We start from the raw sequence: 13860 nt of genomic DNA, 5'->3' as shown, positions 1-13860 counted from the left end.
CGTGGCTATGTATCCCCATACATGATCACAGATACGGACAAGATGGAAGCGGTTCTCGACAATCCTTACATCTTGATTACAGATAAGAAGATCAGCAGCACGCAAGAAATTTTGCCACTGCTTGAGAAGATCGTACAACAATCCAGACCATTGCTGGTGATCGCCGAAGATATCGAAGGCGAAGCACAAGCGATGCTGATCGTGAACAAGCTGCGTGGTACCTTCAATGCGGTAGCCGTGAAGGCTCCTGGCTTTGGCGACCGTCGTGAAGCGATGCTGCAGGATATCGCAGCCTTGACTGGCGGCCAAGTGATCACCGAGAAGCTCGGTCTTGATCTGAAGACGACTTCGATCGAACAATTGGGTAACGCTCGTCAAGTGATCGTCACGAAAGAGAACACGACGATCGTAGACGGCAGCGGCGACAAAGCGGATATCGATGCTCGCGTGAACCAAATCCGTGCGCAGCTGGAAGAGACGACTTCCGACTTCGACAAGGAGAAATTGCAAGAGCGTCTGGCGAAGCTGGCTGGCGGCGTAGCTGTCATCAAAGTCGGTGCAGCCACAGAAACTGAACTGAAGGAACGCAAGCTTCGCATCGAAGATGCCCTGAATGCAACTCGCGCAGCGGTTGAAGAAGGGATCGTATCGGGCGGTGGCGTAGCGCTTATCAACGTATACAACGCTGTAGCTGGACTTGAACTGAGCGGCGACGAGAAGACAGGCGCGAACATCGTACTCCGCGCGCTGGAAGAGCCCGTTCGCACCATCGCAGCGAATGCGGGTGAAGAAGGCTCCGTAATCGTAGAACGCCTGAAGAAAGAAGAAGTAGGCGTAGGTTACAACGCAGCGACTGGCGAATGGGTGAACATGTTCGACGCGGGTATCGTTGACCCTGCGAAGGTAACCCGCTCCGCCCTGCAATATGCAGCATCCGTAGCAGGCCTGTTCTTGACTACCGAAGCGGTAGTAGCCGACAAGCCAGAGCCAGAAAAGCCAGCTATGCCAGACATGGGCGGCATGGGTGGAATGGGCGGAATGATGTAATAAAGGCTCACAAAGCCTTATGCATTAAGGGTTTTACGGAAGGGAAACGCCGTTTGAGCACATTATTTAATAAAGGCCTCTCAGGAGCAATATCTGAGAGACTTTAGAGGTCCGCCATTCCTAGTGAATGGCGGATTTTTTTCCGAATGGGACAATGACAAGGCTAGACAGATGTCTCGCAATGGGCGTAACTTTTTATAATTAGCTTTCTCCTCTTTGAATCCATTCACCGAACTGCTTCATTGCTTTTTCACTGTGAACGTATTTATACGTTTTACCATCTTTGTAATTAAAAATTGCGGCGCTGTCTTCATCGCCTTCGATTTCTGACGTGATCGAAAGGATACACTCTACATCGAGCAACTTGAAATTACCTTGTTCATCCTCAGCCGGGATGGCCTGTTGTTTTTGTTCTTCTTCCATGTCCATGAAGCCTCCACAAGTTGTTTTGATTTTATTATACCTGAACGGAAAACCATTTTCATTTATGCAATGATGAAAGGACATACTACGAAGATTGATAAGAGACAGAGAGGATCGTGAAAGGTATGGAGTCGCATATGATCCGGGCGAATATCAAGCCGGGAATGACTGTAGAAATCGTGAAAAAGGAAGATCAGCGTACAGGCAAACGGACGCAGGGCCTGGTCGAGAAGCTGCTGACGAACTCGCCCAATCATTCGAGAGGCATTAAAGTAAGGCTTACAGACGGGACCGTAGGGCGTGTACAGGCTATTTTGTAATATGCAATGTGCATTATGAGTGTTTATCTATCTGACTAAACAATGCAACATACTCTCTATAAAAGAAGCCTCTCACCAGTTCATTTGGACTGATGAGAGGCTTCTTTAAATGTTGAGTAACTATTTGGACCTCAGCATCAAGCGGCTGGCACTTCTCCTTCAGGGGCTATCTCAGGTGCTGCCTCCTCAGCAGCCGAATTTAGCTCTATATGGCGACCGTCAATCCACCAGTTGCCATTGTTAGTATTGATAAGCAGCCAGTCAGACCAACGCCCAATGACCTGAACGGTTTGTGGACTCAGAGTGGATCCCTTAGGGGAGAAAGCATCCGGATATTTATAGGTATAAGCGTTATCCTTAAGTTCGGCAGTTGCATTCATATTCTCAACAACGGCCAGTTTTCCTGGCGACGGCTGAATCCAACCCGTTCCCTGGTCGCTTATTACCTTATACCAGTCGCCCTTCTGAGCGGTAACTTCAACCTGTTGTGGCTTCAGATTGGAGATGCTGTCTGCAACTCCAATTTTGCTATACAATTTAGTTTCTGCTAATAGACTCATAGATTGCTGGAGATATTGAACCTTTTGTTTCTCCAGCCAAAGAGTATAAGATTTCTGCGCAGTAAATAACGGAACCTCTTTATGTTTGGAACAGATTCCCTTAAAAGCACTTAAGGGCACGCTTCGTTCCCCGGCGTATTCTGCCACCTCGATGGTAAAGCCAGGGCGGCCAAATTCTTGGATAAACCAGTCTTTATAGCCTCCGCCAGATTAAGTCAATCCATTTACTGTAAATATATAAGTCTAATTTACTAGGGCCTGAATGGGACTTATCTAGCAGGTTGTAAGCAGTTGAATTTACATATTACATTTAATTTGATATATTGATCGATAATTCATTTCGTGAAAAACCTTAGAGAACACAGAAGAAGTGGTGAGTAAAATGGGATAACTGTAAAAGATATGCTGCAATTACCTTCCTTTCGAGGAGCCAAGGTACTGACTGGAAAGAGTAATCTTCACCGTACCATTTCCTCTTTATCCGTACTGGAGGTTTCAAACGCGGATTATTCCTCCCGGATCGTCAATTCGGTTCAAGAAGAGTGGTATGCGGAAGAGATGGTGATCAGTTCTTTTTACTCCATTAAAGATAGTATTGAGAAACAATGTGAGGCGATTGAGTATTTGTATGAGCTCGGTGAAGTCGGACTGATTTTATATTATGTGGGAATCATTATTCCGGAAGTAGCCGCAGAGGTGCTGCAATTAGCAGAGTCCAAAAACTTCATCATCATTTGCATGCCTGAAAATGATTTTTCACTTCGTTATAATGAAGTGATCTATGAAGTGATAGAAGCGATTGTTCTGAACAACCAGACGTTCAATGATAATTTTGTAAATGAAGCCTTAGAGAAAGTATCTTTACTGCCAGAACACGCACGAAGTGTCGAAATTACTCTTAAATTTCTGTCCGATCGGCTGAAAGCGAACCTCATCCTGACGAACACGCATATGGAGATCGTGAATCAAGTGATGTGGCCTCGTAATTCATCGTTAGATGTGGCTCATCTTATAAATGAATATGCTCCCTATTTATTGAATGGGGCGAAGGGGCAAGCAGAGTCTAGTTCCGATTGTTATGTAGAATACAAGAGTGTTCACCAAAAAAACGGAGAAGTGCTCTATCTATTTCTAATTAAAGAGAATTCAAAATTACCTGCGAAGACTATCGATAAAATCAGCGAGGTTGTACAGGTGGCCATCAATCTGTGGGGGGATAAGCATAACGAGGTTAGCGAATACGCCCTGGTAAAAGCGATTATTAATGATGAGAGCGATAAAATGCGCAGGCTGGCTCATCTTCTCCATATTGATGTCGCTTCCATTCAGATGATGTGGTTAGTATTTATTCAGGATTTATCGAAAGAAAAGCAGATTCGCGAAGAGTTGGAAGAGTATTTATTCAAATATTATAAAACAGCGGTCATTCAAACCGTCGATCATTGTGTCATTGCCCTCATGGGAAATTGCTCTTATAAGTACAATGAGTATGAAATTGCCGCCGAGTATATCGAAACAACGAATTCTTCCTCCCTTATTTCCGAGATGGTCTATGCCCCCAGAATGAGAAATACGCAAGATGTACGGCGTATGTACCGGCTGGTGAACAGTGTGGGACGGAAGGTCCATCTGATTTATGAGCATCGTAAATTGTATACGGCAGCTGAGATGCGTTCGATGAAACAAGCGATCGATTTGAGCGCACAAGGAGAAGAAGTCCTTGAGGAATGGTTGGCTGTGATTGATCCCATTCTAGGTGATCCAGATTCGCTTAAGACCCTCATGACCTTCTTGTTAGATGCCAAAGGGAATTATGATGCCTGTGGAAAAATGCTGTTCGTGCATAAAAACACAGTGAAATATCGCATTAAAAAGATCAGCGAATTAATCGGTTATGATGTCACGGTGAATTCCGAATTTTATGAGGTTTGCATCGCCTGTATGATTTATCGACTGATACACAGCTAGTCTAATCCGTAACTTTTGTCAAAAAGACAAAAATTACGGATTTTTTTTGGGTTTTAGCAAAAGACGTAACGCTATGAAGCCCTCTATAATAAGAAAAATTGACTCCAGAAAGTCAGTCCTATTGGAGGGAAATCAAATGAGATATTTAGATCAACAAGCGATTGAGTATATTGCCGTAGGCGCTGCATTTTTAGGGACAGGTGGGGGAGGAGATCCTTACATTGGTAAACTCATGGCTCTTTCAGCTATTGAAAAAAACGGACCCGTAAAACTTTACTCTGTGGATGAAATTGAAGACGAAGACTTCTTCATTCCGTCTGCCATGATGGGCGCGCCTTCCGTATTGGTGGAGAAATTTCCGAAAGGAGACGAATTCGTCAAGGTGTTTCAGAAGCTGGCCAAGTATTTGGGCAGAGAGAAAATCTCAGGCACCTTCCCGATGGAAGCGGGCGGGGTCAATTCCATGATTCCGATCGTCGTTGCAGCACAGTTGAATTTACCACTGATTGATTGCGATGGCATGGGCAGAGCTTTTCCAGAGCTGCAAATGGTGACGTTCAACCTCGACGGAATTTCGGCTGCACCGATCGCCATTACAGATGAGAAAGGGAACATCGGCATCTTCGAAACGATCGACAATAAATGGACGGAACGGTTAGCACGTACAGCCACAGTGGAAATGGGGGCCAGTGCTTTAGTAAGCCTGTATTCGACGACGGGAGCTCAAATCAAGAAAAGCGGTGTCCATCACATCGTAACTCTATCGGAGCAGATCGGAGAGATCATTTCTGCCAAAAACAGAGATGCAAAAGACAAGCTTGAGCAGCTTTTAAGCCTGACCTCCGGATATGAGTTGTTCCAGGGGAAAATAACAGATGTCATCCGGGAAACGAAGGGCGGCTTTAATTTTGGCAAAATGAATCTGGAAGGCATCGAGATGAGCAAAGACGAGCAGATGAAGGTTTATTTTCAGAATGAGAACCTGCTTGCCGAGAAGAACGGTCAGGTTGTAGCGATGACACCGGATTTAATCTGTTTGGTCGACTATGAAACCTTGCTTCCCGTCACCACGGAGAGCTTGAAATATGGAAAACGCGTCCGCGTTATCGGGTTGCCAGCGCATCCCAAGTGGAGAACCGAGATGGGAATCAAGACGGTGGGACCGAGATACTTCGGATATGATTACGATTATGCTCCGATTGAAAAATTGATAAGTAAGGCGGTGGCTAGCCATGTATAGAATTGGAATAGATGTAGGCGGGACGAATACAGATGCTATTATTTTGGATGAGCATAACCAGTTAATTCATAGCGTGAAATCCCCAACAACATTGGATATAAAGACAGGGATTGTGACTTCGCTGCGAAAAGTATTGCAGGAAGCGAAGGTCGATAAGACGAAAATCACGCATGCGATGCTGGGGACAACGCAATGCACCAATGCGATCGTTGAACGGAAGAAGTTGGCCAAAGTCGGCGTAATTCGCTTGGGATTCCCCGCAACCGCTTCTGTTCCTCCATATACGGCTTGGCCTCAAGACATGGTAGAACAACTCACAGGCAACTATGCTCTAGTTCAAGGTGGCTACGAATATGATGGTCAGGTGCTCGGTGAGATCGATGAGCAGGAGATTAATGATTTGCTAGAGAAGTGGCGTGATAAAGTAGAAACTATAGCGGTCATTGGTGTATTTTCCTCCATCAAAAATGATCAGGAACTCAAGGTACGAGACTTAATCTGGGAAGCCTACGGGGAGAACTATACGGTATCCTGTTCGTCCTTGATCGGATCTGTCGGTCTGATTGAAAGAGAGAATGCAACGATTCTGAACTCGGCTTTATGTCATGTCATCGAAGCCACCACCACCGGTTTCGCTAATGCGTTAGAGGCGGAAGGGATTAAAGATGTCGAAGTGTACCTATGCCAGAATGACGGCACGCTCATGTCGATTGAATATGCCAAGCAATTCCCGATTTTTACGATAGCTTGCGGACCAACGAATAGTATTCGGGGAGCTTCCTATTTAGCGAACATTAAAGATACGATGGTCATCGACGTAGGCGGTACGACATCGGATATCGGTGTTTTGCAGGATGGATTTCCAAGAGAATCCTCTGTAGCCGTGGAAATAGGCGATATTCGTACCAATTTCAGAATGCCGGATATCATCTCAGTAGGACTCGGCGGCGGAAGCATTGTACGTGTAGAGGGAGGCAAGATAACGGTTGGTCCAGATAGTGTAGGCTATAAGATCGGAGAAGAAGCGCTTGTATTTGGTGGAAACACCATGACTGCGACAGACATTGCGGTTCGTCTCGGACTAGCTGACGTGGGAGACAAGAGCTTAGTTAGTCATATCGATGAAGGATTTGCCAAACAAGTCCAATCCGTAATTTCTTCGATCATTGCCAATGCGATTGATAAGATGAAAACTTCTTCCGGAGATGTACAGATCGTGCTGGTAGGTGGAGGTAACGTGATTATTCCAGCTGAGATTCCTGGAGTAGCGGATATCGTGAAAGTGGAGAACGGCGGAGTTGCGAATGCCATCGGAGCATCGATCTCTCAAATTAGTGGACAGTACGAACAGATCTACATTTATTCTCGTCAACCGCGAGAGGAGTCGCTTAAGGACGCTGAGGAAAAAGCAGTGAAACAGGCGGTCATCGCCGGAGCCGAACCTACTACGATAAAATTGGTAGAAGTTGAAGAGATACCGCTTGCCTATCACCCGGAAAATGCAACTCGATTAAGAGTTAAGGTTGTAGGGAAGATGAGTTAGACTAACGAAACTGGATATCGCTATTGGGCTCAAATAGCCGGTTAAAGGTTGATTTTAGCTCAAATAGCGATATAGTTTCGTTATTTTAGAATGGGCCTTGTTTTGGAGCAAATAGCGTTCTGTAGTTTTCCCATAGTGCATATATTTATTTTCGTGTTACATGTTTTACCGGATTTCCTTGGACTCGCTTGACCTCGATTTGACCCAGTTTTAACATCCTTCCGTGAAATTGATTCGAAGTGCAATCCCACACTCCCGCATGCTGGCTTGTAATTTCGCATTCTATCCCCGCCCAATCATACTACCTTCTTCTCTCATTCTAGGAAATTTGGAATGCGATTACATAGATTTATTAGTGAAAGGAGAGGTGCAACGTATTCCTCAGGTTTGACGAGCCATCCACCAATATGAATGCGGAGTGTGATCCGAATTGAGAAAGGTCAAAAAAGCTAGTGTGATCCTGCTGCTTGTCATCGTCATGGTATTCACAGCCGTACCCTTGACCGCCTTGGGCGCGGCATCCTGGGAGCCGAATACAGTATATAAAACCGGCGATATCGTCACCTATGGAACAGATACCTACCAATGTGTGCAAGGGCATACCTCTCTTGTTGGCTGGGAACCACCGAACGTCCCGGCACTTTGGAGCAAACAATCCGGCCCGGCTGACACACAGCCACCGACCGTACCTACCGATGTAACAGCCAGCAACATCACCAGTAGTTCAGTTACGCTGAGTTGGACCGCTTCAACCGATAATGTGGATGTCACGGGATATGAGGTGTATAACGGTTCGACACTGGCTGGTTCTTCGACAACGACTTCCTATACAGCAACGGGGCTCAGCGCTAGTACAGCATATACTTTTACTGTCATAGCCAAGGATGCTGCAGGTAACCGATCACCAGCCAGCGCCCCCGTCAACGTAACAACGAGCGAGCCAATTGTAGACACAGAGTCACCGACAGTGCCGACCCATTTAACAGCATCCGCAATAACTACAAGCTCCGTATCCTTAAGCTGGACCGCTTCAACCGACAATGTTGGCGTCACAGGCTACGATATTTTTAATGGCACCACGCTGTCCGGATCTTCAACAACGCCCTCCTACATGGTTACAGGCTTAACCCCAGAGACTTCCTATACCTTTACTGTGAAAGCCAAAGATGCAGCAGGCAATATATCCCCCGCTAGCAGCGAACTCACCGTAACAACCCTTGCGCAAAATTCAACCCAGTATGAGATCATCAGCTACTTCCCCAGCTGGGCCGCCTACAATACCCCGTCCTTCACACCCGCCGATGTTGATCCCTCCAAAGTAACGGTAATTAACTATGCATTCCTCGATATCTGTTGGAACGGCAAACATGGTAATCCTTCTAGAGATCCCGATAATCCTAATCCAAACACATGGCCCTGTCAAAACGGCGACGGTACAGCCAATAATGCCCCGAACGGTTCTATCGTGCTTGGAGATCCACTTGTAGACGGTACAGCTGATGGTGGATACAACCAATTAGTTACGATAAGACAGCTCAAAAACACCAATCCAAATCTTAAATTATTCGCCTCTGTCGGCGGCTGGACCTGGTCCAACCAATTCTCCAACACAGCGAATGATCCGGTAACCAGAGGAAACTTCGCTACTTCCGCCGTTAATTTCTTGCGTCAATATCAATTCGATGGGATCGACATCGACTGGGAATACCCGAATAGCATTGGTGTACCTTGCGCGTCAGGCCAAACCTGTCAACGTACCGCCGATAAAGCGAACTATATTCTGCTACTGCAGACCCTTCGCCAAGCTCTGGATATAGCCGGACAGCAGGATGGCAAGCATTACTATATTACGATCGCCTCCAGTGCGAACTCCAGCTTCCTTGCCGATGCAGGGGGCACGAACAACTGGTTGTCTACCGCAGCGCAGTATTTGGACTGGATCAATATCATGACCTATGATTACTATGGTCCTTGGGATGCTACTAGCGGCATCACATCGCCGTTGTATAACGACCCGGCCAACCCCTATGGCAACAGCCAATTCAATATTAATTCCACAGTAACCAACTACTTGAACAAAGGCATTTCTCCCACGAAAATAACCATCGGCGAACCGTTCTATGGCTACGGCTGGAAAGGATGCAACGCAGGCCCGAATAACAACGGTTTGTATCAAAGCTGTACCGGCGAGGCCACGGGCGGTTCCGATGGATCGACCTATGACTTTGCCCATATGCAGAACAACGGTATGCTATCCGCCGATTCCACAGGTAAATATACCGTTGCCGGCCAAGGCTATACTCGTTATTGGAACAACGTAACCCAGACGCCATTTCTCTACAATCCCTCCACGAAAATCTTCATCACGTACGATGACGAGCAATCCATTCATTTGAAAAATGAGTTCATCCAGAGCAAAGGGCTTCGCGGCGCGATGTTCTGGGAATTAAATGCGGACAGAAATCGCACATTACAATCCGTTGTATCTAATGATTTGCCGCACTAATCGATAAGGTCAGGGCTTCTCCACAAGTAGCATTTTGGACTTTTGGGGAAGCTCTTTTATTTGCAGTGATATTCTCTCAACTTCCTGAAATGTTAAATTGTAGTACAAATCAGTCGGAATCCGTGGTAAATTGTGGAGGTAAGATGAAGCTCGTGAGGAGCACTAAAGTAAGGGGGATTATGAAATGTTATCAAAAAAGAAAAACATCGTGATTGCCCTGGTCTTTACTTTAATTCTTGCTGCCGCTTGCTACTATTATTTTGCTATTTATAATTCCGTTCATGACGGATATGTAATCGCCGATTATAAAGGATACTCGTCTGCAGAATCATTATTCTCAGGGGCTGATCTGGTTGTCATCGGTAGTCCGCTCAAAAAATTTGAAGATCGAGAGGTGCTTTTGAAAGAGCGCTCTAGAGGTGTTATTGAGTATATTGTCACGTCTACAGAGATGAATGTCGAAAAGGTGTTAAAAGGGCCGGAAGAAGAGACCGTTCATCTTAACGTAATAGAACCTATTGGTGTACGTCAAACCCTAAGAGGTAAAATAAGAATCGCGCTTGATGGGTATACCGCTATGAAAAAAGATAGCCGATATCTGGTATTTTTGAGCAAAAACACGTTTGGTCAATACAGTGTCATTAATATGCAAGCAGGTAAGTTTAATCTTGATGGAACGGACCCAGACGACTTTTCAGGAGAAAACCCGTACAAGCAAAAGATTTTCACAGAATTAACGACGAATTATGCTGAGGAAGTGGAGGGATTCAATTGAAATATGCACTTGTGACTGGGGCGAGCAGTGGCTTCGGGATGTACACGGCATTGGAACTGGCCTATCAGGGCTATCATGTACTGGCGACGATGCGGGATGTTAACAATCGCACCCAGATCGAGGGGGTTGCCCGAGAGCAAGCGACACTGGAGAGACTCACCGTATTACAGCTTGATGTGACGAAGCAGGAGGATCTGGACCGGGTGGCGACCTATTTAGAACAGCATTCCATATCGGTTCAAGTCTTGGTGAATAATGCAGGGTACTGCCAAAGCGGCTTCTTTCAGGATTTAACGGAGGAGGAGTGGCAGGCTCAGTTCCAGACGAACTTTTTTGGCGCTGTGCGGACGACGAAGGCTTTGCTGCCGTTCATACCGAGAGATGGAAGCGGGAAAATAATTGCGATCAGCAGTGTGAGCGGATTTTTTGGATTCCCAGGCATGTCTGCTTATGTATCTTCAAAATTTGCGCTGGAAGGCTGGGGCGAAAGCCTGCGGCTGGAGCTGATGAACGAAGGGATTTGGGTGTCCCTCGTTCAACCGGGAGCCTATCGGACGAAAATTTGGGAGCGGGGGCTGGAGAAAGTCGCAGGGCTGCAAACCGGCAATGCTTTTCAGCAATATCTGGTTAAGGAAGCGATGAAATCCAGAGATAACGGGGCCGATCCCCGGGAGGTCGCCAGGTTGGTCGCGCACATCGCCCAAAAGTCGAAGCCTAGATTTCGTTATCCCATCGGTAAGGGAGCAAAGACGCTAGCGATCGGAAAACGGTGGCTGGCCTGGAGCTGGATTGAAGGATATGTCGATCGTTACCTAAAAGGGAAGGGAACCAAATGATCCACAAGCCGCCGTTCCAAACTTATTGTGAAATATCTCCTAATTGAAAAGAAATGGCCTTTCGCAGATCATCCAGACTCAGCTCGACCTGATAGCCGATTTTGCCTGCACTGAAAATAATCGTCGAATGAGCGGCGGCGGATTCATCGATCGTGGTGGTGAAGCTTTTTTTCATCCCGATCGGGGAGCAGCCTCCGTGAACATAGCCGGTAATCGCCAGCAAATCCTTCGATTTGATCATCTCAATGGACTTCTCTCCGACGGCTTGCGCGGCTTTTTTCAATTCAAGCTCCTTAGCCACCGGGATCATAAATACGTAGTATTTCTTCGACTTTCCGACGGTGACCAAGGTCTTGAATACTTGCTCGGGGTTCTGGCCTAGCGTTTCGGCCACCTCGGTACCACTAATCGCATCCGTATCCGCGTAACTGTAGCTTCTATATTCCACTTTTAACTTGTCCAAAATCCTCATCACATTCGTTTTAAATTCCATCATCGATCACCTTTTGTATTTGTGTATTGTTTTGGGGTTGTACTGTACTACTATAATACCAAATATTGCTCGAAGGGAAATTAAGATAGAGGAGGGGAATCCGATGTTATTGAAAAAGAAAAGTATCTTTATTGCACTTAGTTTGGCCTTAATCCTAGCTGCAGCAGGTTACTATTACTTTGCTATTTATAATTCCGTTCATGATATAAATATAGCCTCGAGCTATAAAGGGTTCTCATCTGCACAATCATTATTCTCAGGGGCGGATATGGTTATTATCGGTAGTCCGATTAAAAAATTTGAAGATCGCGAGCTGCATTTAACAAAGCTTTCTACGGGTCATATTGCGGATATTGCTACGTTTACAGAGCTCAATGTCGAAAAGGTTCTAAAAGGGCCGGAAGAGGATGCGGTAGATCTTACGGTAATCGAACCTGTAGGCGTGTATCAGACGTTTAAAGGTAAAGTAAGAATCGCACATGACGGGTATACCGCCATGAAAAAAGGCAGCCGATATATGATATTTTTGGGCAAAAACACATTTGGTCAATACGGGGTAATTAACATGCAGGCTGGTAAATTCAATCTTGATGGAACAGATCCTGATGATGCTTCAGTTGAAAATTTAAATAAGCAGAGGATTTTTATGGAACTAACAACGAAGTTTACGCAGGAATTAATGATACTGGAGGAATAGGTGATGTTATTAAAAAAGAAAAATGTCATTATTTCTTTTGTTCTAGCATTCATTCTGGCAGCATCAGGTTACTATTATTTTGCTATTTATAATTCTGTCCATGATGTATATCTAGCCTCGGATTATAAAGGATTCTCATCCGCAGAAGCATTATTCTCTGAGGCTGAACTAGTTGTTATTGGTAGTCCAATTAAAGATTTTGAAGATCGAAAGTTACATTTAACAAGGTTCTCTACGGGTCATATTGAGGATATCGTTACGTTCACAGAGATTAAAGTTGAAAAGGTTCTAAAAGGACCGGAAGAGGATGGGGTGGATCTTACTGTAATCGAACCCATTGGTATATATCAGACATTTGAAGGTAAAAAAAGAATCGCACGTGCGGGGTATACCGAAATGAAAAAAGGCAGCCAATATGTAATATTTCTAAGCAAAAACGCTTTTGGCCAATACGGGGTAATTAATATGCAGGCTGGCAAATTTAATCTTGATGGAACAGATCCAGCTGACATTTTGGCTGAAAATTCAAATAAGCAAACAATTTTTACGGAACTTACAACGAATTATGCGCAGGAATTAAAATAAATGTGGGATTGGGGCGGCTGCCTTTTTACTTTGGCTCTAGGGGCAACAGCCAGCGCATCGCGCAATCTCGAAAACTGCAAAAATGCAGGAATTTCAGTCTCAAACCACCTGTTTATAGCAAAAGCCTGCATTTTCGCAGGAATTTTCTATATTCAGCGGGAAATATGTGAAATTCCTGCATAATTGCAGGCTTTTGAAAAAGTACAGGGGAGTTTTCCGTAGCTCATAGCTCTAACGAAACACCAAATCGTTATTGGAGTAAAAACACGTCATTCCGCCCCCATTTTGCCTCAATAGCGATACCCTGTTTCCTTAGATTTTGAAATTTCTCCTTTTGACGCAAATAACGATACCCTGTTTCGTTACAAATGGAGTAGCCGCTGTTTCGCGTTCTCAGAGTTATAACTTGATCAACAACCTGATCATTGCTAGATTTTCTGAACCAGGTGGGGGAACAGGAAGTAACTCGGTAATGTAACGCTAATTTTAGGCGGAGACTCCATGAGTTTTTATTCACATTGTCGATTGTGATACACTGGATTTATAGGTACATTTAGTACGATTGAGAGTCTCCAGTTGAGAGAAGTGGTTTACATAAATTGGTAGTTATTTAGCGATCTGATGGAACGGGACTGATGATTCTCTTGCACGAAAGCGGCGATTACTTAGCGAACTGAATGGTTACTTTCTGCACGATTGGCGGCACTTAGCGGACTGATAGTTACCTTCTTTACAATTGGAGGCACTTAAAGGTCAGATAGCTACTTTTGCACAAAACCGGCGGTTACTCTACGAATTAACGAACTACAACTAAAAGTTACTTATATGATCAATGCGAGCAAATGGTTTCGTCATGAGGATAGGGGG

The 13860-nt window shown here is 45.2% G+C and carries 13 protein-coding genes; 10 read left to right on the top strand and 3 right to left on the bottom strand.

All coding sequences use genetic code 11. The annotated features are described in order from the left end of the window. Positions 1 to 1047: chaperonin GroEL (groEL, locus tag BFJ94_RS12805; RefSeq protein WP_120465222.1), on the top strand; the 1047-nt coding region annotated here is incomplete at its 5' end. Positions 1048 to 1248: 201 nt separating this feature from the next. Here the strand turns inward: groEL and BFJ94_RS12800 are convergent. After that, positions 1249 to 1470 carry a hypothetical protein gene (locus tag BFJ94_RS12800; RefSeq protein WP_120463017.1) on the bottom strand — a complete coding sequence of 74 codons (222 nt, stop codon included), beginning with the start codon at positions 1468 to 1470 and terminating at the stop codon, positions 1249 to 1251. Between the two features lie 125 nt (positions 1471 to 1595). On the opposite strand from BFJ94_RS12800, the gene BFJ94_RS12795 reads away from it, so the two are divergent. Then, complete coding sequence (locus tag BFJ94_RS12795) at positions 1596 to 1790, top strand: YwbE family protein (RefSeq protein WP_188831502.1); 195 nt, start codon at positions 1596 to 1598, stop codon at positions 1788 to 1790. A 137-nt stretch (positions 1791 to 1927) separates the two neighbouring features. On the opposite strand, the gene BFJ94_RS12790 is transcribed toward BFJ94_RS12795, so the two are convergent. Continuing rightward, positions 1928 to 2326, bottom strand: coding sequence for an SH3 domain-containing protein (locus BFJ94_RS12790; protein ID WP_162944266.1), 399 nt, complete (start codon positions 2324 to 2326; stop codon positions 1928 to 1930). Positions 2327 to 2752: 426 nt separating this feature from the next. On the opposite strand from BFJ94_RS12790, the gene BFJ94_RS12785 reads away from it, so the two are divergent. The 6 genes from BFJ94_RS12785 (at position 2753) to BFJ94_RS12760 (ending at position 11218) form a co-directional block, all read left to right on the top strand. After that, the gene (locus tag BFJ94_RS12785; RefSeq protein WP_120463015.1) at positions 2753 to 4318 is read left to right on the top strand and encodes a PucR family transcriptional regulator; all 1566 of its coding nucleotides are present in this window, start codon (positions 2753 to 2755) and stop codon (positions 4316 to 4318) included. A 136-nt stretch (positions 4319 to 4454) separates the two neighbouring features. Next, positions 4455 to 5558 carry an S-methyl thiohydantoin desulfurase family protein gene (locus tag BFJ94_RS12780; protein WP_120463014.1) on the top strand — a complete coding sequence of 368 codons (1104 nt, stop codon included), beginning with the start codon at positions 4455 to 4457 and terminating at the stop codon, positions 5556 to 5558. After that, a complete protein-coding gene (locus BFJ94_RS12775; RefSeq protein WP_120463013.1) occupies positions 5551 to 7101 on the top strand; it encodes a hydantoinase/oxoprolinase N-terminal domain-containing protein in 1551 nt (516 codons plus the stop codon). Before BFJ94_RS12780 ends, BFJ94_RS12775 begins: the two co-directional genes overlap by 8 nt. 478 nt (positions 7102 to 7579) lie before the next feature. Then, positions 7580 to 9607, top strand: a complete 2028-nt coding sequence (locus BFJ94_RS12770) for a glycosyl hydrolase family 18 protein (RefSeq protein WP_120465220.1) — start codon at positions 7580 to 7582, stop codon at positions 9605 to 9607. Between the two features lie 184 nt (positions 9608 to 9791). Next, complete coding sequence (locus BFJ94_RS12765; protein ID WP_120463012.1) at positions 9792 to 10382, top strand: hypothetical protein; 591 nt, start codon at positions 9792 to 9794, stop codon at positions 10380 to 10382. Next, on the top strand, positions 10379 to 11218 hold the full coding sequence (locus tag BFJ94_RS12760) for an SDR family NAD(P)-dependent oxidoreductase (protein WP_120463011.1): 840 nt from the start codon (positions 10379 to 10381) through the stop codon (positions 11216 to 11218). The genes BFJ94_RS12765 and BFJ94_RS12760 overlap by 4 nt, the downstream gene beginning before the upstream one ends. 22 nt (positions 11219 to 11240) lie before the next feature. On the opposite strand, the gene ybaK is transcribed toward BFJ94_RS12760, so the two are convergent. Next, on the bottom strand, positions 11241 to 11714 hold the full coding sequence (ybaK, locus tag BFJ94_RS12755) for a Cys-tRNA(Pro) deacylase (protein WP_205571023.1): 474 nt from the start codon (positions 11712 to 11714) through the stop codon (positions 11241 to 11243). Positions 11715 to 11814: 100 nt separating this feature from the next. On the opposite strand from ybaK, the gene BFJ94_RS12750 reads away from it, so the two are divergent. Together BFJ94_RS12750 and BFJ94_RS12745 are read left to right on the top strand one after the other, a co-directional pair. Next, positions 11815 to 12408 carry a hypothetical protein gene (locus BFJ94_RS12750; RefSeq protein WP_120463009.1) on the top strand — a complete coding sequence of 198 codons (594 nt, stop codon included), beginning with the start codon at positions 11815 to 11817 and terminating at the stop codon, positions 12406 to 12408. A 3-nt stretch (positions 12409 to 12411) separates the two neighbouring features. Continuing rightward, positions 12412 to 12993, top strand: a complete 582-nt coding sequence (locus tag BFJ94_RS12745; RefSeq protein ID WP_120463008.1) for an MDR/zinc-dependent alcohol dehydrogenase-like family protein — start codon at positions 12412 to 12414, stop codon at positions 12991 to 12993. The last annotated feature ends 867 nt before the right edge of the window (positions 12994 to 13860 follow it).

This window comes from Paenibacillus aceti, from assembly GCF_003614185.1.
GTDB classification, from domain to species: domain Bacteria; phylum Bacillota; class Bacilli; order Paenibacillales; family Paenibacillaceae; genus Fontibacillus; species Fontibacillus aceti.
Note: the sequence above shows the minus strand (reverse complement) of the source record. Positions and strands in the feature narration are given on the sequence as shown.